The following is a 19,574-nucleotide window of genomic DNA, read 5'->3' as shown; positions in this document are numbered from 1 at the left end:
AAGTATGTGTCCGTATGACTACGTTTTTTGCAGTCATACGGACACGGAGAATGCGATATCTTGTTTTGGTTGTTGCCTCAGGCCTTCTGCAACGGCCAAGTGGTCTTTTCCTCGTCGAAGACCGAATTGCCCAGCCAATGAATCTTGCTGCGCAGCCAAGGAATGATCCAGCGATCAAGACCTATCTTGCCCGCGTTCAAGCCGGCGACCAGGATGATGAATTCGCAGATGATGTCGATCGGGCCCGAAGAAACGACGCCGCAGAGGACGTAGGCCCAGTTCATCAGCATGCCGAAGAAGGCGGCGGCTGTGGTCAGAGTGCCGAAAAGCAACCCCAAGCCCACCGCGACTTCGCCGAACGCCACCATGAACGAGAACACGTTGACTTGAGGCATGGCGATATGCTGCAGGAACCAGGTGTACCAAGGGTATTCAGCGGGGCCGCTCGTCCCCTCAACGGGAACCGGGTGGCTGATGCCCATCTGGATGAAGCCTGCCGCGCTGAACTTTCCCGTGCAGAAGCCCACCACTTTCTCCCAGCCGGCCTGCAACCACGCGATGGCGAGATAGATGCGGACGATGGTGGCGACAATCATGCCGCTTTTGCTTGTGCGTAACCATTTAACCATAATCAAGGCCTCCTTGCCTAAAAACGTTAATAGCGTTACCTCTGATTGTAGTGGCGTTGGATGTATTTGTGAGGGAAAATCGGATATTTGCGCTCTTTTGTATGAAATTATACATTTCCGCGCTCTTTAGAAGAGGGGAGCATGTTTGTTTCGGCAAACGATGCAAATAGATATATTTTGCTGGTTTTGTATTCAGGATAGGAATGTCCATTTTTCGGACCATATAGTGGACAGTGTGATTTTCGCGACTATTGTCACGGCTATGAGCACTAAAAAGACATATCACATCGCCGTCATCCCCGGTGACGGCATTGGCAAGGAAATCGTTCCACCGGCCCAAGAGGTCATGGAGAAGGCCACCGAGGGCGTGGCCGACTTCGAGTATGAGGACTTCGATCTTGGATCCCAACGCTATGTGCGTGATGGGGCGGTGCTGCCCGACGAGGACCTCGAGCGGATCAAGAAGACCGACGCCATTCTGTTGGGGGCCATCGGCGACCCCCGGCTCGATGTGCCGGCCGGCTTGCTTGAGCGCGGCTTGCTGTTGAAGCTGCGTTTCGATCTCGACCAGTACGTCAACTTGCGTCCCTCCAAGCTTTACAAGGGTGTCGAGTCCCCGCTGAAGAACCCCGGTGACATCGATTTCGTCGTCGTGCGCGAAGGCACGGAAGGCCTGTATTGCGGCGCCGGCGGCGACATCCGCAAGGGCACCCCGCACGAGGTGGCCACCGAGGTCAGCCTCAACACCGCCTACGGCGTCGAGCGCGTGGTGCGTTACGCCTTCGACCTGGCGATGAAGCGCAAGAAGCACGTCACTTTGGTCCATAAGAAGAACGTCTTGATTAACGCCGGCGACATGTGGCAGCGCATCGTCGACGAGGTCGGCCGAGAATACCCCGAGGTCAGCCACGACTACCTGCACATCGACGCGACCACCATCTTCATGGTCACCGATCCCAGCCGTTTCGACGTCATCCTGACCGACAACCTCTTCGGCGACATCATCACCGACGAGGCGGGCGCCGTGGTCGGCGGAGTCGGCTATTCGGCTTCAGGCTGCATCAACGCCAGCAACGAGTATCCTTCGATGTTCGAGCCCATCCACGGCTCCGCCCCCGACATCGCCGGCAAGGGCATCGCCAACCCGACGGCCACCATCCTCTCCACAGCGATGCTGTTGCGTCACCTTGGCATGGATGAGCCGGCCAAGCATATCGAGGAGGTCGTCGAGGCCGATATCGCCGAAAACGGGCAGAAGCAACGCACCACCGCTGAGGTCGGCAAGGCCATATTGGATAGAATCTGACCTATCCGGCCGAGGTCGGGCGTGAGTCACGGCCGAAGCCTGCATTGATGTATTACGTTCGGGCGCACTTTCCAAGAGGGGTGCGCCCGAACGTATATGTCTATATGCCTTTGTTCGCGGTGCGAAAAGGATTTACAGCCAATTCCCAGTCATTTCGCATATTGCCTCGACTGTTTGGGCTAAGCTTAAAACCATGAACAACACACCAGATGCACCCAACGGCCAGCCTGACCAGCGCTCAGGGCAAGGTTTCAACGCCCCTCAGCCCGGCAATGGCGGCGGCCAGAACCAGTACCAGCAGCCTTACGGCCAGTATCAGGGCCAAAACCAGCAGTATCCGCAGAACAGTTATGGGCCAAACGGCGCGTCCGGGCAACCGCAACCGGCGCCTCAGGCACCATATAGCCAACCCAATTACCAGCAAACTGGCTATACGCAACCGAATTACGGCCAGCCACATTATGCCCAGTCACAGGCGGGTCAAACGGGTTACGGCTATGCCGCGGGCGGCGCCGGCCAGCCGTATGCCAGCCAGAACGGCTATCCGCAAGGCCAGCCCGGACAGCCTTACGCTCCGCAATATACGCAGCCAGGCCAGCCCCAGCCCCTGCCTTATGGCTATCAGCCCCGCAGCAAGATGGCCGCGGGATTACTGGGCATCTTCTTGGGGTGGCTTGGCGTGCACAACTTCTATCTGGGCTTCTACGGCAAGGCCGTGGCCCAGTTGCTCCTGACGCTGCTTGGCTGGATCCTGCTCGGCCTCGGCCCCGTGGCCGCCTTCATCTGGGGCTTGGTTGAGGGGATACTGATTTTGAGCTCCAACTACGGCTCGCCGTGGCACAGGGACGCCAAAGGCGTTGAACTGCGCGAATAGCGTGATCCGTGTACGCGCATTTCAAGCGTGGCCACACGATTACTGGTATCTGATGATTATTGGTTGATTCGATGCGGTGCATGGAAGCGTCCCAAAGGCGTTTCCGTGCGCCGCATATTATATGGTGATGCGCATGCGTGGTGAATACAAGACTCCAGGAGGCAAGCTGGTAGGGGTCGATGTTGACGTGGATCAGGCAGGCAATCCGCTCTCATGCAAGATCGACGGCGATTTCTTCGTCATGGGCGATGACGGGGACGCGCAATCCTTGATTTCGGATATCGAACAGGCGTTGATTGATGGCCGGCCATTGGATGTCGTTTTCAGTTCCCATCCATCGTTGGAATTGGTGGGTGTCGACGGCGATGCGATACAAACCGCGTATCTGAGGGCCCTGGAAAACGGCAAAAAGGGTTCTTCAAGCGAAAACGGCCGCTCAATTTGTGCAAATGATAATGGCCTTGGGGTTTCAGACAAATTGACGTCAAATAATGACGCTTTCCATCAACTGTGTCAAAAGCGTTGGAAGGCGATGCGCCCGGTGGCTGTGCGCGACATCGCCCGTGAGCCCGCCGAGCAGATGGCGCTTGACGAGCGGTGGGCCCGTGAAGTGGCCGGGGGCCGAAGACCCGCCACAGTGCGCTTCTGGCGGTGGTCGCGCCCGGCCGTCGTGGTCGGCAGGTTCCAGTCCGTCGACCACGAGGTCGATGCCGATCAGGCCCGTAAGGAGGGGTTCGACGTCGTGCGGCGCACCACCGGCGGCGGCACGATGTTCATCGAGCCCGATGACGTCATCACTTACTCGCTCTATGCCCCACAGGACTTCGTAAAAGGGCTTTCCGTAGATCAGTCATTCCGTCTGTGCGATTTCTGGATCATCGACGCGTTGAACGAGCTCGGCATCGCTGCGAGGTTTGGCGGAACCAATGACATCGTCTGCGCGGACGGCAAGATCGGCGGGGCTGCGCAACGCCTTTTCCCGGCCCGCGATGGTGGCCCCGGCGCGTTGCTGCACCATGCCACCATCGCTTACGGCATCGATGTCGAAAGGATGGGCAGGATATTGAAGACCTCGCCGGAGAAGATGCGCGACAAAGCCGTCAAATCCTCCGTCAAACGCGTCGCCCCGCTCAAACGGCAAACGCGAATGGGGTTTGAAGCGGTTTCCTCCCACCTCGAAACATATATCGAACGGCGTTACAATTAGGGTACGTTTTTTAAGAGGTTGGCCAGTAAAGCGCGAATGTTTCTGGCGGTACACAGGCAAGATTTTGGAGGTGCGATCTCGTGGCTAGTCCGAATGGGGCAGCAGATGCGAACAACGAGCTTCTGCAGACGGCATTGTTCAAGCATGTCTCGCAAGCCGAGGCAGAAGAGCTCATGCCGTACATGCTGCGTGCTGAATTTGAAAAGGGGGATTACATCTTCCATGAGGGTTCCACCGACCAGCGCATGTATTTGCTGGAACGTGGCAAGGTCAAGCTGACCCGCGAGGCCAGCGACAACCGCGTGCAGCTGTTGAGCATCCACACTCGCGGCGAGATCCTGGGGGAGATTCCCGTCTTCGACCCGGCTGGCGGCCCGCGAACGGCTTCGGCGATCGCGATGAACAACGGCACGCAGGTCGGCTGGCTCGAGCACGACACGTTGTTCGCCTGGCTCAACAAGCATCCGCGTGTGGCCGTGGACATGCTGCAAGTGATGGCCAACCGCATGCGCGCCAACAACGAGCAAATCTCCGACTTGGTCTTCATGGACGTCCCCGCCCGCTTGGCCAAGACGCTGCTCGACCTGGCCTCGCGCTTCGGCGAACCTGTGGAGTCCGGGGTGAAGGTGCCGCACGACCTGACGCAGGAGGAGATGGCCCAGCTCGTGGGTTCCTCGCGCGAGACCGTCAACAAGGCGCTGATGGACTTCGCCAACCGCGGCTGGATCGCCCGCGAGGGCCGTTCCATCATCATCTACCAGCCGGGGGCCTTGATCCGCCGTTCGCGTCACTGATCAGATCGCGCCTTGCATTTTCCGTGGATTTCGCGGCTCGTTGCCAAGTGGGTTCGGGCCGCGTATTCATAGCAAGTTCCCAGCTTGTTTTCGGTGATTTTCCGGACTCTCCGATACACGGTGAACATTGGGCGATGACGCCATCAGATCGGCCGTTTCGGTAGAGGCGATATCCTAGAATGACACCATGCCTCAAATGAAGAACAACCTCACCGTGCGCCGCGTGATCGCGCTGCTCTTGACCTACGTGACCCTTTGCATCGCGGGTGGCGTCGTCGGCGGCATGTTCTTCATACCCGGCGTGCTTGGCATCAACGGCATGGCCCGCGTGGTGGCTCCGTCGCTCAAGGTGGAGGACATCGATTTCGACGTCACCAGCCTCCCGCAGAAATCCACCATCTACGCCTCCGACGGCAAGACCGTCATCGCCTCCTTCTATGCACAGAATCGCACCGTGGTGCCGCTGCGCCAGATTTCGCAGCCCATGCAGCAGGCTGTGGTGGCCCGCGAGGACAGGCGTTTCTTCGAGCATTCCGGCGTGGACGTGCAGGGCGTGCTGCGTGCATTCATCCAGACCTTCATCAAGCACGGCGACACCCAGGGCGGCTCCTCGCTGACGCAGCAGTATGTCAAGAACGTGCTGCTGGTCGAGGCCAAGGAGAAGAACGACCCCATCGCCGAATACCACGCCTCGGAAGACACCATTGCCCGCAAGATACGCGAGATGCTCATCGCGGTGCAGATGGAAAAGCAATACAACAAGGCCGAGATCCTCCAGGGCTACCTCAACATCGCCCAGTTCGGGCGCAACAACCTTTACGGCGTCGAGACCGCGGCGAAACGGTACTTCAACGTCTCCGCGGCCGACCTCAACGTCGGGCAGGCCGCGACCATCGCGGCGATCACCAAGAACCCTTCCCGCTATGACCCTTCGGTGCCGGCGAACCAACCGGAATCGCAGAAACAGCGCAACATCGTCCTCGATCTGATGTACCAGCAGCATTTCATCTCCAAGGCCGACCACGACAAGTTCCACGACCAGCCGATAGCGCAGACGCTCAACCTGCAGAACAGCAGCACGCTGATCGGCTGCCAGGTCGCCGGCGACGCGGGATTCTTCTGCGACTACGCCACCAAGCAGATCCTCAATTCCAAGGAGTTCGGCAAGACTTCCAAGGACCGCAGCAAACTGCTGAACGAGGGCGGGCTCAACATCTACACGACGATGGACGTGCACGCCAACGCCGACGCCATGCAGACCGCGCGCGACACCATCCCGCCCAACGACCCGAGCGGGTTCGAGGTGACCATCGCGGCCATCAAGCCCGGCACCGGCGAGGTGCTTGGCTTCGGCATCAACCGCACCTACGACCCGACCGATGAGGCGAACGGCGACAAGACCCGCACCGCGGTCAACTACGCGGTCGACGAGAACGATGGCGGCGGCCGTGGGTGGGGCGTCGGCTCGACGTGGAAACCCATCAACATGGTCGCGTGGATGCAGCAGGGACATTCCATCACCCAAGCGGTGACCCCCAAGGGAACCTATCCGCTTCACTCGTTCGCCTGCCCCGGCTACAGCGGCATATTGACGCCTTGGTCGGTCCACAATTCGGAAGGCGGAAGCAGCGGCACCGAAACCGTGCTCGACGGCCTCGTCCATTCGCACAACACCACCCAGGCGGCGATGGCCGACCAGATCGGCCTGTGCCCGATCATCGACGCGGCGAAGACCATGGGGTACCACAATTCCGTGGCCAACAAGACATTGGCGCCTGAGAGCTGGACCGGACCGATCATCATCGGTTCCGTCGGTGCCTCGCCGCTGACGATGGCCAACGTCTATGCCACCATCGCGGCCAACGGCGTGGAATGCACGCCAATCGCGCTGAAGAAGGTCGTCTCCAAGGAAGGCAAATCCTTGAAGGTGCCCAGCGCCAACTGCCATCAGGCCATCGATCCGGCCATCGCCCAGACCACGGCCTACGCCATGAACCAGGGTGTCATCCGTGGGGACGGCCAGGCCAAGGCCGCCCAGCTCGACAACGGGCGCAAGACCTTCGCCAAGACCGGCACCAACAACGACACCCGCCTGCTCACCTCGGGCTTCGTGCCCAACCAGGTGGCGGCGTTCGTCTCCGTCGGCAACGCCGAGGGCGACGTGTCCTTCAACGGCAGGACCATCAACCACCAGTCCCACGGCACTTGGTACGGCAGCTATATCGCGACGCCGGCGTGGAAAGAGTTCATGGACAAGTATCTGGCCGATGCCAACATCCCCATAGACAACAGCTATGGCAACCCCGACCCGAAGTTCATGGGCGGCTCGAGCGTCTCCGCAGACACGGCGGGACAATCGACTTCCGGCGGTTACCCCGGCCGGCAACGCGTGCAGACCCAGGACCAAGGCCAGGATCAGGGGCAGCAGGCTCCCCAGCAGGAGAATCCCGACCAAGGCCAACAGCAGACCACCGGAGGGCAGTGACACCTGCCGCGGTCCGGCGAGATTTTCTTTTCAGACCCACATCGTATCTGTCAATGGACTTATATGATGTGGGTTTTTGTTTCGTTTTTTGTGGTTGAAATGTTCGGTTTTGGTAAACCTACCAGATGAAACGCTCAAGTGGGTTTGTTTCATGCTCTTATTTGTGCGATAATGTTCGTATGATTTCCTCACAACGTCAGCATTTGATCTTAAGCCGGCTGCGTACCCGAGGCGCGGTGCGCATCACCGCGCTTTCCAAGGAGCTTGGTGTTTCTGCCATGACGGTGCGTCGCGATATCGCGGACCTGGCCGACAAGGGGTTGCTCAAGCGCGTCCACGGCGGTGCGGTGACCACAAGCACATTGCTCAGCGAACCGCTGTTCTCCGTCAAATCGCAGATGGACATCGGGCTCAAGGACTCCATCGCGCAGGAGGCCGTCAAATACGTCTCACCCGGCGACGTCATCGCCATCGGCGGCGGCACCACGTCCTACATCTTCGCCCAGCACCTCTTGGAAAGCCAGCGCGCGAGCAACATCACCATCCTCACCAACTCCATTCCCGTGGCGGAACTGGTGCAGGCCTTGGAATCAAAGGACGTCGAGGTCATCGTCACCGGCGGCGTGATCACCCGCTCGAACTCGCTGGTCGGCCCGATCTCCGACAAGGTCATCGAATCCCTGCGCGTCAACACCGTGTTCCTGGGCACCCATTCGGTCTCGATACCGCGCGGGTTCCTCATGCCCAACTCGCTGGAGGCCGCCACGGACATGGCCATGATGGACATCGCGGACAGGACGATCATCCTGACCGACCACACCAAGTGGAGCTGCACCTCGCTTTCCCTCTTCGCCCGCTTTGACCAGGTCGACACCCTCATCACCGATGACGGGCTGGACCCCACCTCGGTCGAGGAGACGCGCAAGCTGGTCAATCATCTCGTCCTGACCAAAGGGCCGGGCCAGCTTGAGGATTGACGCCAACGATGATTGAGGCTTTCAATCGTTTGTGGCCATCCCGCAATAACCGCTAAGCCATTGACCCGGCGCTCTGAAGGCGAGGCCGATGGCCTGATGGCACGAAAACCAACGCAAAGGAAACAGCAATGAAGCAACAGGAATTCAAGTATTACCATCCTGGAAAGTATGCGTCGGAGCATATCCGCATCACGCCGACGAAACTGGCGGATGGGCGCGATTTCTTCTATCTGGATGACGACCCGGAATACGTCAGCGGCGCCAAGACCCGCGAGCTCAAGGACCCGCGCCCGTTGACCGACCGGTTCGCCCCGCATCGCGACGCCGAGGGACATGAGGTGCCCTACGCCGAGCCGATCATGCGCCGCGATCCGCTGACCGGGGAGTGGATTCCGATGGCGGCGGCCCGCATGAACCGGCCGATCACCGCAGGGCCGGGAGCCACGGCCAAAGGCAACCCGCTCGCCGCCCGCAAGCCCGGCGACCCCTACCAGGACGGGGAAGTGCCCGACACCGATTACGACGTGGTCGTCTTCGAGAACCGTTTCCCCTCGATGGTGCAGGTGCCCGGCGTGCCCAATATCGTCACGCAGGTCGATGACAACGAGCTTTGGGAGCAGAAGCCCGCGGCCGGACGCTGCGAGGTCATCTGCTTCGACCCCAACGAGGACGGCCTGCCCGCCGACCTGCCGGTCTCGCGCCTGCGCACCGTCGTGGAGGCCTGGGCTTTCCGCACCGCTGAGATCTCGCATTTGGACGGCATCGAGCAGATCTTCCCCTTTGAAAACCACGGCTCCGAGATCGGCGTCTCGCTGGCGCACCCACACGGCCAGGTCTATTGCTACCCGTTCATCCCTCCGAAGATGGAGACCGAGCTGCAGCATACGCAGGCTTATTTCGAGCGGACCGGCGGCAACCTCCTGCGCGACATCATGGACGCCGAGATGGCGGCCGGAACGCGCGTGGTGATGCGCAATTCCAGCTGGGTGGCCTACGTTCCGGCCGCCGCGCGCTGGCCGTTGGAGGTCCATGTCGCCCCGGTGCGCGACGTCAAGACCCTCGACGAGCTCAACGACCAGGAACGCTGGGACTTGGCCTCGATGTACTCGCACCTGCTGCGCCGCGGCAACGCCTTCTTCGATAAGGGCGACGGCAAGGGCATGGACCTGCCGTATATCTCGGCCTGGCACCAGGCGCCCGTCCATGATTCGCGCCGCGAGAACTACCGGCTCAACCTGCAGTTCTTCTCGTTCCGCCGCGCCGCCAACAAGATCAAGTACCTGGCCGGTTCCGAATCGGGCATGGCCGCTTGGGTCTCGGACACGACGCCGGAGCGCATCGCCGCCCGCTTCCACGAGCTCGGTCCGATCGACATCGATTGATTTTTGTATTACACAGTTATACTGCAACATTCATTTCATGGAGGAAATCAAATGACCAGCAACATCAGAGATGTGCAATACCTTGAGCCGCTTGATGCCAAGGACGCCGTCGGACAGGTCGCCGAGTTGTTCGTGGATACGTTCGGCGAGGCGCCTGCCGGGGTATGGTCCGCGCCGGGGCGCGTGAACTTGATTGGCGAGCACACCGACTACAACGCCGGACTTTGCCTGCCTATCGCCCTGCCGTACCGCACGTTTGTCGCCGTGGCCCCGAAGGAAAGCGGCGTGGCCCGCGTTGTCTCCAGTTTCGGCGACCGCAAGCCGGTGGTCGCCGATTTGGATGGCCTCAAGGCGCGGGATGTCGACGGCTGGGCCGCCTATCCGATCGGCGTGGCCTGGGCGTTGCGCGAGGCCGGTTTTGACGCGGTGAAGGGCTTTGACGCCGCGTTCGTCTCGTGCGTGCCGGTCGGCGGCGGGCTGAGCTCGTCTGCCGCGATGACCTGTTCCACGGCGCTCGCGCTTGACGACATCTTCGACTTGGGCTTTGGCGGCAGCGACGAGGGTCGGGTCACGCTGATTCAGGCCGCGATGAAGGCCGAAAACGACATGGCTGGGGCCTCCACGGGCGGGCTTGACCAGAACGCCTCCATGCGTTGCACGCCAAACCATGCGCTGTTGCTGGATTGCCGTCCGGAGCTCGACGCGCTGCACAGCGTCTCGCAGCAGCCGTTTGATTTGGATTCGCTTGGGTTGGAGCTGCTCGTGGTCGATACGCAGGCGAACCACCAGCTCAACGACGGTCAGTACGAGGCTCGCCGCAGCATGTGCGAGGAGGCGGCAAAAGCGCTGGGCGTCGATAACCTGCGCGTGGTCGCCGACCGCATTTCGCAGAGCGCCGGCGATGATTCCGACGCCGCCCAAGCCGGCTTGCAGGAGGTGCTCGACCGGCTGCCGGACGAGACGATGAGAAAGCGCGTGCGCCATGTCGTCACCGAGATTTGGCGCGTGCCGGAGTTTGTGAAGGCGTTCGCCGCCGGAGACGTGAAGGAGGCAGGACGCCTGTTCAACGCCTCCCATGATTCGTTGGCCAAGGATTACGAGGTCACCGTTCCCGAGCTGGATGTGGCTGTTGATGTCGCTCGCAAGCACGGCGCGTACGGTGCCCGCATGACCGGCGGCGGTTTCGGCGGGTCCATCATCGCGCTGGTCGACAAGGGCCAGGGCCGTGCCGTGGCGCAGGCCGTCGCCGACGAGTTCGCGCATCAGGGCTTCCATGCCCCGCGTGCCTTGGCGGCCGTCGCCTCGGATTCGGCGCACCGCGAGGCGTAAGCGCACTCGGCAAAACCGATAATTGAACCGAAGTTGTGATGATATTGCAAGAATGATGCGTGGATTGTCGTGTAAATTGATGGCAACCGCACCGAAGTTGTGATGAAGTTGCGATATCCGTAAAGGGGCTGTGAACGCTGGTGGAGATAGCGTCACAGCTCCTTTCGCGTCTCTATGGTCCTCATTTAATCTTGCAGACGCTAGGAGGATTGAGCGTATGCGCTTGCGAGATGTGAATTTGACGCGGTTCGTGGTTTTTGTGGAGCTTGGTTTCGGTGGAGTCGCCCGATGAGCGCGGACAAAACCAGGATCAATGATGACGATGTGGTCATCGCCGCTTCGTGGCGTACCGGAACCGGCAGATTCCGTGGCGCGTTGAGCGGCATGAGCGCGGTGGAAATGGCGACTGATCTGGTCAAACGCGGGTTGAAGCGCTCCAGCTTGAGCGCCGAGATCTTCGACCAGGTGATTTTGGGCAATGTGCTCGGCACTGGTTCCAAGCAGAATGTGGCGCGGCAGGTGCAGCTCGGCGCGGGCATGCCGATCACCGGCACGGCCATGAGTGTCAACCAGGTCTGCGGTTCCGGGCTCAAGGCGATCCGCTTGGCCCAAAGTGCCATCGCGATGGGCGACGCGGATGTGGTGCTGGCTGGTGGCGCGGAAAGCATGTCGAACGCGACCGCTTTCGCTCGTCGTACCGGTAAGAACGAATTCGACCTCGACCACTGGCACGACACGTTGCATTACGACGCGCTCAACGACGCCTTCGGCGATTACGCCATGGGAGTCACCGCCGAGAACCTAGCGAAGCGTTTCGGCGTGGGCCGCGAGGCCTTGGACCGGTATGCGGTCGAGTCCCAGCGCAAGGCCGCTGTGGCTTGGAATGCCGGATATTTTGAAGACGAAGTGCTGCCGGTCGGCGGGCTTGAACGTGACGAGACGATGCGGCCGGGAACGACCGTTGAGGCGCTTTCCAAGCTCAAGCCGGTTTACGAATCCGATGGCATGGTCACTGCCGGTAATACATCGCCGTTAAGTGATGGGGCGGCGGTTATGGTGGTCACCACCGCAGGCAAGGCGCGCGAGCTTGGCTTGAAGGCGCAGGCCGTGATTCGCGGGTACGCCGAGGTCGGCTATCGGCCCGACCAGATGGGCTACGCCACGATTCCCGCCGTCAAAAAAGTGCTGGAACGTTGCCGGCAGAGGGTCGCCGACATCGATCTGTATGAGGTCAATGAGGCGTTCGCCACCCAGGCGTGGCTGACGCGTGAGCAGTTGGGCATCAACCCGGAGCGGTACAACATCTCCGGCGGGGCGCTCGCGCTGGGGCACGCGCTTGGGGCATCGGGCGCAAGGATATTGACTACGCTGGTCCATAACCTGCAGCGAACCGGCAAGGCGCTCGGCGTCGCGGCGCTGTGCGTCGGCGGCGGGCAGGGCGTGGCCATGGAGGTGGAGAATATACGATGACGAAATTCTACGAGCTTTCCACGGGTGAGCGGCTTGCGCAATTACGCAGCGAAGGCGTGATCGATGACGATGACCTGCACATATTGACCGACGAACCGGCGCTGCCGACCGCCGTGGCCGCCAATATGGTGGAGAACCAGATCGGCAATTTCCCTGTGCCGCTTGGTTTGGCCGATCATTTTGTGATTGACGGCGAGGCGTTGCGGGTGCCGATGGCCGTCGAGGAGCCGTCGGTGATTGCCGCCGCCAGCAATGCCGCGCATCGAATCGCCCGTGCCGGAGGCTTCCGCACATCGGTGCGCCGCGATGGTATCACCGCACAGATTGTGTTTATGAAAAGCGGTTCCGCATCGTCTTTGGGCAATCATGGTGGGCGTATGCCTGCGGAAAAGCCGGGCCGGGTCGGAGAGCCCGATGGAGGCAATGGCGATTTCATGGCAACTAAGACACAAAGCCATGATTTATCACAAACCGATAATGGTGGTCTTGCGACATTCGTGCGTGAGCATGAGGCGGAAATCCGCAAGGTCGCGCAGGACGCTCATCCGAGCCTGGAAACGCATGGGGGAGGGTTGCGCAAGATCACTGCTTCGGTGTCCGACGAAGAGTTTTCCGAAATCGATTTGTTGATCGACCCGGGCGACGCGATGGGTGCCAATGTGGTCAACACCATCGCCGAGGCGGTCGCCAAGTATTGTGCCGAGCAGCTTGACGGGCTTGACTTGCTGATGGCGATACTTTCCAACTATGCCCAAAACCAGCGTGCACAATCTGAGGCGCGTATCGATTTCGATAACCTGTCGACCCGCGACATGGATGGCGAGCAGGTCGCGCGTCGTATCGTTGCGGCCGCTCGGTTCGCGGAGATCTCGCCGTTGCGCGTGGCCACGCACAACAAAGGCATTATGAACGGGATCAACGCTGTGGTGCTGGCGACTGGCAACGACACCAGGAATATCAATGCCGCCGCCTACGCCGACCTCAACGGGCAACGCCGGACTTGGACGCAATGGTCTATCGACGAGGAACATCGTCAGCTGGTCGGCAGCATCGACATTCCACTGCCGTTGGGCAGTGTGGGTGGTGCGATGTCGACGCTGCCGATGGCCAAGTTGAGCCTCAAGCTGCTGCACCATCCGGACGCCAAGCGGCTGATGGGCATCGTCGCCAGCGTCGGCCTCGCCTCCAACCTTTCCGCGATGCGGGCGCTTGTGACGCGCGGCATCCAGGAAGGCCACATGAACCTCCAGTTCAAAAGCCTCGCGATGTCCGCCGGAGCCAAGCCGGACGAACTTGAGCAAGTCGTCGCAGCGCTTCGCGCCAACCCGGCGAATGCCAATCTGGAAACCGCCAAAAGACTCCTGAACCAACTCCGTAGCGCCCAAAACAACCAATGACAACAGGGGATGAACATGATGTATGACAATAATGCAGCCGCCAATGTCAAGGCCGGCATTGACAAAATCAACTTCTACACGCCCAATCATTACCTCAATTTGGTTGATTTGGCCAAGGTTCGCGGCGTGGATCCGAACAAATACCTGATCGGCATCGGGCAGAGCAAAATGTCGGTCGCCGCGCTCGACCAAGACATCGTCGCCATGGCCGCCAACGCCGCGGAACCCATGCTTTCCGCCGAAGACCGTCAACAAATCGGCCTGCTGATCGTCGCCACGGAAAGTGGCATCGACCAGTCCAAGGCCGCGGCGCTGTTCATGCAGGACCTGCTGAAGCTCACTGGCAATCTCCGCGCCATCGAAATCAAGGAAGCCTGCTACGGCGCGACCGCCGGCATCCAGCTCGCCTGCGATTACGTGCGCAGCCACCCCGGCCGCAAGGCCCTCGTCATCGCCTCCGACATCGCCCGCTACGGTCTTGACACGCCGGGTGAGGTGACGCAGGGAGCCGGTGCGGTGGCCATGCTCATCACCAGCAATCCGGCCATCCTTGCCATCGAACCGGAATCCATCTACGAAAGCCGCAGCACCGGCGATTTCTGGCGTCCCAATTACTCCACCGTCGCCTTCGCGCGCGGCAAGTTCTCGGAGGAGATCTATGTCAGCATGTTCGAGGAGGTCTGGGGCAAGGCGCAAAGGCAGGGAATGGCGAATCCCGAAACCCTGCAGGCGCTGCTCTTCCATATCCCATTCTCGAAAATGGGGCGCAAGGGCCTGCGAACACTGGGCAACGGCAAAATCGCCGAGGCTGATTACACCCGCCTCACCGAGCGATTCGAGCGAAGCATCGTCTATGGCAAAGAGGTTGGCAACATCTACACGGGCTCGATCTATCTCGCCTTGCTCTCGTTGCTCGAAAACGACGAAAGCCTCAAGGTAGGTGATCGCATCGGCTTGTATTCCTACGGTTCCGGTTCCGTGGCCGAGCTCTATTTCGGCACGTTGCAACCCGGTTACCGGCAGCGTCTGGATGCGCAAGCTCACCGCGATTTACTTGATCATCGCGAGCGCCTGAGCATGCCCGAGTACGAAGCGATGTTCAGTGCCCAACTTGTCACGGATGGTTCCGAACAGGACCTTGGCCGCAGTGATCACAGCGAAGCCGCCACGCACTATCTCACCGGTATTAAGGACCATGAACGGCAGTATCGATGAGATTACCATCTGGCAATAGTCAATATATTTGGTTATTTGTTATTATTCCGGACGTTCCCGGCTTCAATGACACCCTTCATTTATACTGGAACAGCATGGCGTAGTTGGCCATCGGCGGTTCACACATCGGTTTAAGGGGTTCCCATGGATAAAGCGGTCATCACGGTGGTCGGGCAGGACACGGTCGGCATCATCGCGCAGGTCTGCACGTATCTTTCGCAGCACAAAGTCAATGTTCTCGACATCTCGCAGACCATCATCGAGGGGTTCTTCAACATGATGATGATTGTCGACTACAGCAAGTCCGACGAGGAGTTCTCGGCGTTGGTAGACGGCCTCGAGGCCCTCGGCGAGAAGATCGGCGTGCGCATCCGCTGCCAGCGCGAGGAAATTTTCACGAAGATGCACCGGGTCTGAGCGGAGGCAAGCAATGCTGAACATTATGGAGGTCCGCGAGACCAATCAGATGATCGAGCAGGAAAAGCTCGACGTGCGCACCATCACCATGGGCATTTCGCTGCTCGACTGCGCGGCCTCGGACGTGGACACGGTCTGCGACAACATCTACGACAAGATCACCGACAAAGCCCGCGATCTGGTGAAAGTCGGCAAGGCCATCGAGCGCGACTTCGGCATCCCGATCGTCAACAAGCGCATCACCGTCACCCCGATCGCCTTGGTGGGCGCGAGTTCCTGCAAGTCGCCGGCCGATTTTGTCAAGATCGCCCACGCGCTCGATCGCGCGGCCAAGAAGGTCGGCGTCGACCTGATCGGCGGCTATACGGCGCTGGTCTCCAAGTCGATGACGCCGGCAGAGCGCATGCTCATCGAATCGATTCCCCAGGCGTTATCCGAAACCGATATCGTCTGCTCGTCGGTCAACGTCGGTTCGACCAAAACCGGCATCGACATGGACGCCGTCGAGCTGCTTGGCCACGCCATCAAAGACACCGCCTACGCCACACGCGACAACGACAGCTACGGTTGCGTGAAATTCGTGGCCTTCTGCAACGCTCCCGACGACAACCCGTTCATGGCCGGCGGTTTCCACGGCGTCACCGAAGGCGATGTGGTCGTCAACGTCGGCGTTTCCGGGCCCGGCGTGGTTTCTCGCGCGCTCGACGAGGCCAAGGGCAAGGATTTCGAGTTTCTGTGCGAGACCATCAAACGCACCGCCTTCAAGATCACCCGCGTCGGCCAACTCGTGGCGCAGGAGGCCTCGAAGCGGCTCGGCGTGCCTTTCGGCATCATCGATCTGTCGCTGGCTCCCACGGCAGCCGTCGGCGATTCGGTGGGCGAGGTCTTGGAGAAGATCGGCCTCGATCAGGTCGGCGCCCCCGGCACCACCGCGGCGCTCGCGATGTTGAACGACCAGGTCAAGAAGGGCGGCATCATGGCCTCCTCATACGTCGGTGGACTTTCCGGCGCCTTCATCCCGGTCTCCGAAGACAAGAACATGATCGACGCGGCCGCCTCCGGTTGCCTCACCATCGAAAAGCTCGAGGCGATGACCTGCGTCTGCTCGGTCGGCCTTGACATGATCGCCATCCCCGGTGAGACCACGGCCTCCACGATTTCCGGCATGATCGCCGACGAGGCCGCCATCGGCATGGTCAACCAGAAGACCACCGCGGTGCGCGTCATTCCGGTCTATGGCAAAGGCGTCGGCGAGGTGGCCAATTTCGGCGGCCTGATGGGCTACGCCCCGATCATCCCCGTCAACCAGACCTCCTGCGAGGCCTTCGTGACCCGCGGTGGCCGCATCCCCGCCCCCATCCACAGCTTCAAGAACTGAGTGTTGCGAATGGGGATATAAGTATCAATTACCGTAATTGATAAGATTGGGCCGCTGGAAATTTTCAGCGGCCCAACTCCGTAACATAAGAGGACGAAAAAATAATAAAAACGCCCTACCGGTGAAGCCCAACGGAGCGAAGCTTTGAAGACCCGGGCTGATGCCCCGAGGTGAGACGACTCCAACCGACATTTTGAACATATCACAACGGCGTCCAGTTCTCAAATTTTCTCAAGGTTTCTTGATTCTGATATCAAGAAATCTTGATTTTTCCTTGACATTATTGTTCTAATTTGCAATTCGTTCCTCAATATGTCACGTTGGATGTGCCGCATGCACGCGGCACGGCAATCCCGTGAGACGGAGAACCGGAAACGTGCAGGCGACCGGCTGGGACCATAAGGTCAGCTGACGTAACATGAGATGGGAGCCTATGATGGCATCCAATAAGAAGAAGCCTGGGAACTCCGGGCTCTGCCAGCTCGCGGCTGTGGTTTTGCTTGCGATGGTATCCAGAGTTGATCCCCTCTGGGAAGCTGCAATTCTTGCAGGTTGCCTGCTGTTGGCGATCTGGAAGATGGAGTAGCGCTGGTACCGAACTGCCCCTAATGGGGTAGTGAGGCGGGATTTCGGCGGTGGAGCAATCTGCCGCCGTTTTTTTTATATCAATTTCATTGCCGGATTTCTACTTATTCCCCGCCTTGGAAGCCCAGCTGACGCCAGGCCTCGTAGATGGCGATGGAGGCGCAGTTGGTAAGGTTCAGCGAACGCAAGGATGGCCGCATCGGCAGGCGCACCTGCTCGGCGACGTGCGGGCCGGCCATGATGTCCATCGGGTCGGGGATGTTGCCCGGCTCCGGGCCGAACAGGAGGATATCGGTCGGCTTGTATTGCACGTCGGTGTAGAGCTTGGTGGCGTGCGCGGTGAACGCGATGATGCGTGAGTTGGGCATGGACTTGACGAGGTCGTCGAAATCGGGATGCAGCACGACGTGGGCCATGTCGTGGTAATCAAGGCCGGCGCGGCGCAGCTTGGTGTCCTTGAGATTGAAGCCGAGCGGCTCGATCAGGTGCAGGATCGTCCCGGTCACGGCGCACAGACGGATGGCGGAGCCGGTGTTGCCGGGGATGCGAGGGGAGTAGTAGCACAGGTGCGGCGTCACGGTCTTGGCCTCGCTGGCGTCCTTGGCGCTCATCATCGCGTCGACCACGCTGATGGGGTTGCCATGCGCGTCGGTCACGAGCTCGTCTGGCCCGTAATTGGACTTGCGATAGCCGTATTCGTACATATCGGTGACTTTGTTCTCGGGATTTCCGGCGTTCCCCGCCGTTTGCGCTGCATCTGTCATGGTTCAAAACTAACCCCGTGAAGCGACACTGAGTCTGGCTACGTCTACGTTTTGTGCGGATAGATGATAGCACGATGTCGGTCGTCAGCAATTGCCCTGTCGAGAATAAAGATAATTCGGCATAGCAAAAGCCCGCCGAGGTTGTCGACGGGCTTTTGAGGATGGCCGGGTTTTACGCGGCTAAACAGAGTCCTTACATCAGGCTCTCATAGATGGCATGGATGTCTTCCTTGGTGGGCTTGCGCGGGTTGCCGCCGGTGCAGACGTCCACGAAGGCGTTCTCGGTCAGGCCATCGATGTCGCTTTCCTTGGCACCGACTTCGCTGATGGTGGTCGGGTTGCCGAGGTCGACGGTGAGCTTGTGGATCCTCTGTACGGCCTCTTCGCGCACTTCCTCGATCGAACGGTCGGGATTGTAGGAATCCTGGTCGCCGAAGGCATGGGCGATGGCGCGGTACTTCTCGCCGGTGTAATCCTTGTTGTATTCCATCACGGGCGCAAGTAGGATGCCGTTCGCCACGCCGTGCGCGACGCCGAGCAGACCGCCCAGCGCGTGGGCCATGCCGTGCACGAGGCCGAGGCCGACGTTGGAATACGCCATGCCGGTGATATAGGAGGCATAGGCCATCTTCTCGCCCGCTTCTACGTCGCCGTCGGCGGACTTGGCAAGATTGTCGGCGATCATACGAATCGTCTGCAGAGAGAGGCAGTCGGAAAGCTCCCAGGCGCCCGGGGTGACGAAGCCCTCGATGGCATGGGTCAGGGCGTCGAGGCCGGTGGCCACCTTGAGGCTGCGCGGCATCGAGTCGGTCATGTCCGGATCGACAAAGGCGACCAGCGGGATGTCATGCGGGTCAACGGCTACGAACTTGCGCTTCTTGGCGGTGTCGGTGACCACATAGTTAATGGTGGTCTCCGAAGCGGTCCCGGCGGTGGTGGGCACGCCGAAGATTGGCACGGACGGGTTCTTGGTGGCTGCGGTGCCTTCCAGCGAAAGCACGTCGGCGAACTCAGGGTTCGCGGCGATGATGCCGATGCCCTTGCAGGTGTCCTGCGGCGAGCCGCCGCCCAATCCGATCAGGAAGTCGGCGCCTGCGCTCTTGAACTTCGCCACGCCGTCCTGGATGCATTCCACCGGCGGGTTCGGCTTGACGTTGTCGAAGATTTCGTAAGGCATGCCGGCGGCGTCGAGCACGTCGGTGACCTTCTTGACGGTTCCGGTCTTAAGCAGCACCGGGTCGGTGACGATGAAAGCCTTGTGGAAGCCGTGCGTCTTGGCGACGTTCGGGATCTCCTTGATCGCGCCGCGCCCGAAATAGGCTTCCTGGTTGAAGATCATACGATACACCATTGTTACTCCTTATA

Annotated in this window: 16 protein-coding genes; 13 read left to right on the top strand and 3 right to left on the bottom strand. The window is 60.2% G+C overall.

Annotated features, from left to right (window positions below; genetic code table 11):
• Nucleotides 1-77: 77 nt before the first annotated feature.
• Nucleotides 78-629, bottom strand: a complete 552-nt coding sequence (locus OZX73_RS07520; RefSeq protein WP_277149027.1) for a DoxX family protein — start codon at nucleotides 627-629, stop codon at nucleotides 78-80.
• Between the two features lie 262 nt (nucleotides 630-891).
• On the opposite strand from OZX73_RS07520, the gene OZX73_RS07515 reads away from it, so the two are divergent.
• From OZX73_RS07515 to OZX73_RS07455, 13 genes are all read left to right on the top strand, one after another.
• Nucleotides 892-1,935 carry a 3-isopropylmalate dehydrogenase gene (locus OZX73_RS07515; RefSeq protein WP_277149025.1) on the top strand — a complete coding sequence of 348 codons (1,044 nt, stop codon included), beginning with the start codon at nucleotides 892-894 and terminating at the stop codon, nucleotides 1,933-1,935.
• Between the two features lie 193 nt (nucleotides 1,936-2,128).
• A complete protein-coding gene (locus OZX73_RS07510; RefSeq protein WP_277149023.1) occupies nucleotides 2,129-2,809 on the top strand; it encodes a TM2 domain-containing protein in 681 nt (226 codons plus the stop codon).
• A gap of 127 nt (nucleotides 2,810-2,936) precedes the next feature.
• Complete coding sequence (locus tag OZX73_RS07505) at nucleotides 2,937-4,016, top strand: lipoate--protein ligase family protein (protein ID WP_277149021.1); 1,080 nt, start codon at nucleotides 2,937-2,939, stop codon at nucleotides 4,014-4,016.
• Nucleotides 4,017-4,096: 80 nt separating this feature from the next.
• Nucleotides 4,097-4,810: a Crp/Fnr family transcriptional regulator gene (locus OZX73_RS07500; RefSeq protein ID WP_277149019.1), complete on the top strand. Its 714-nt coding sequence runs from the start codon at nucleotides 4,097-4,099 to the stop codon at nucleotides 4,808-4,810.
• A gap of 187 nt (nucleotides 4,811-4,997) precedes the next feature.
• Complete coding sequence (locus OZX73_RS07495) at nucleotides 4,998-7,295, top strand: transglycosylase domain-containing protein (protein ID WP_277149017.1); 2,298 nt, start codon at nucleotides 4,998-5,000, stop codon at nucleotides 7,293-7,295.
• Between the two features lie 179 nt (nucleotides 7,296-7,474).
• Nucleotides 7,475-8,272, top strand: a complete 798-nt coding sequence (locus tag OZX73_RS07490) for a DeoR/GlpR family DNA-binding transcription regulator (RefSeq protein ID WP_277149015.1) — start codon at nucleotides 7,475-7,477, stop codon at nucleotides 8,270-8,272.
• A gap of 128 nt (nucleotides 8,273-8,400) precedes the next feature.
• Nucleotides 8,401-9,654, top strand: a complete 1,254-nt coding sequence (galT, locus tag OZX73_RS07485; protein ID WP_277149013.1) for a galactose-1-phosphate uridylyltransferase — start codon at nucleotides 8,401-8,403, stop codon at nucleotides 9,652-9,654.
• A gap of 63 nt (nucleotides 9,655-9,717) precedes the next feature.
• The gene (gene galK, locus OZX73_RS07480; RefSeq protein ID WP_277150966.1) at nucleotides 9,718-10,983 is read left to right on the top strand and encodes a galactokinase; all 1,266 of its coding nucleotides are present in this window, start codon (nucleotides 9,718-9,720) and stop codon (nucleotides 10,981-10,983) included.
• 288 nt (nucleotides 10,984-11,271) lie between these two features.
• A complete protein-coding gene (locus OZX73_RS07475) occupies nucleotides 11,272-12,453 on the top strand; it encodes a thiolase family protein (RefSeq protein WP_277149011.1) in 1,182 nt (393 codons plus the stop codon).
• Entirely contained in the window at nucleotides 12,450-13,850 is a 1,401-nt protein-coding gene (locus tag OZX73_RS07470) for a hydroxymethylglutaryl-CoA reductase (RefSeq protein WP_277149009.1), read from the top strand. Before OZX73_RS07475 ends, OZX73_RS07470 begins: the two co-directional genes overlap by 4 nt.
• Before the next feature lie 15 nt (nucleotides 13,851-13,865).
• Entirely contained in the window at nucleotides 13,866-15,065 is a 1,200-nt protein-coding gene (locus OZX73_RS07465) for a hydroxymethylglutaryl-CoA synthase (protein ID WP_277149007.1), read from the top strand.
• A 144-nt stretch (nucleotides 15,066-15,209) separates the two neighbouring features.
• Nucleotides 15,210-15,482, top strand: a complete 273-nt coding sequence (locus OZX73_RS07460; RefSeq protein WP_277149005.1) for an ACT domain-containing protein — start codon at nucleotides 15,210-15,212, stop codon at nucleotides 15,480-15,482.
• A gap of 13 nt (nucleotides 15,483-15,495) precedes the next feature.
• On the top strand, nucleotides 15,496-16,860 hold the full coding sequence (locus tag OZX73_RS07455; RefSeq protein ID WP_277149003.1) for a PFL family protein: 1,365 nt from the start codon (nucleotides 15,496-15,498) through the stop codon (nucleotides 16,858-16,860).
• Between the two features lie 689 nt (nucleotides 16,861-17,549).
• Here OZX73_RS07455 and OZX73_RS07450 read toward each other — a convergent pair.
• Nucleotides 17,550-18,209 carry a tRNA (cytidine(34)-2'-O)-methyltransferase gene (locus OZX73_RS07450; RefSeq protein ID WP_277149001.1) on the bottom strand — a complete coding sequence of 220 codons (660 nt, stop codon included), beginning with the start codon at nucleotides 18,207-18,209 and terminating at the stop codon, nucleotides 17,550-17,552.
• 193 nt (nucleotides 18,210-18,402) lie between these two features.
• The gene (fucO, locus tag OZX73_RS07445; RefSeq protein ID WP_277148999.1) at nucleotides 18,403-19,560 is read right to left on the bottom strand and encodes a lactaldehyde reductase; all 1,158 of its coding nucleotides are present in this window, start codon (nucleotides 19,558-19,560) and stop codon (nucleotides 18,403-18,405) included.
• Nucleotides 19,561-19,574: the final 14 nt, after the last annotated feature.

Source organism: Bifidobacterium sp. ESL0775, assembly GCF_029395475.1.
Taxonomy (GTDB): Bacteria; Actinomycetota; Actinomycetes; order Actinomycetales; family Bifidobacteriaceae; genus Bifidobacterium.
Note: the sequence above shows the minus strand (reverse complement) of the source record. Positions and strands in the feature narration are given on the sequence as shown.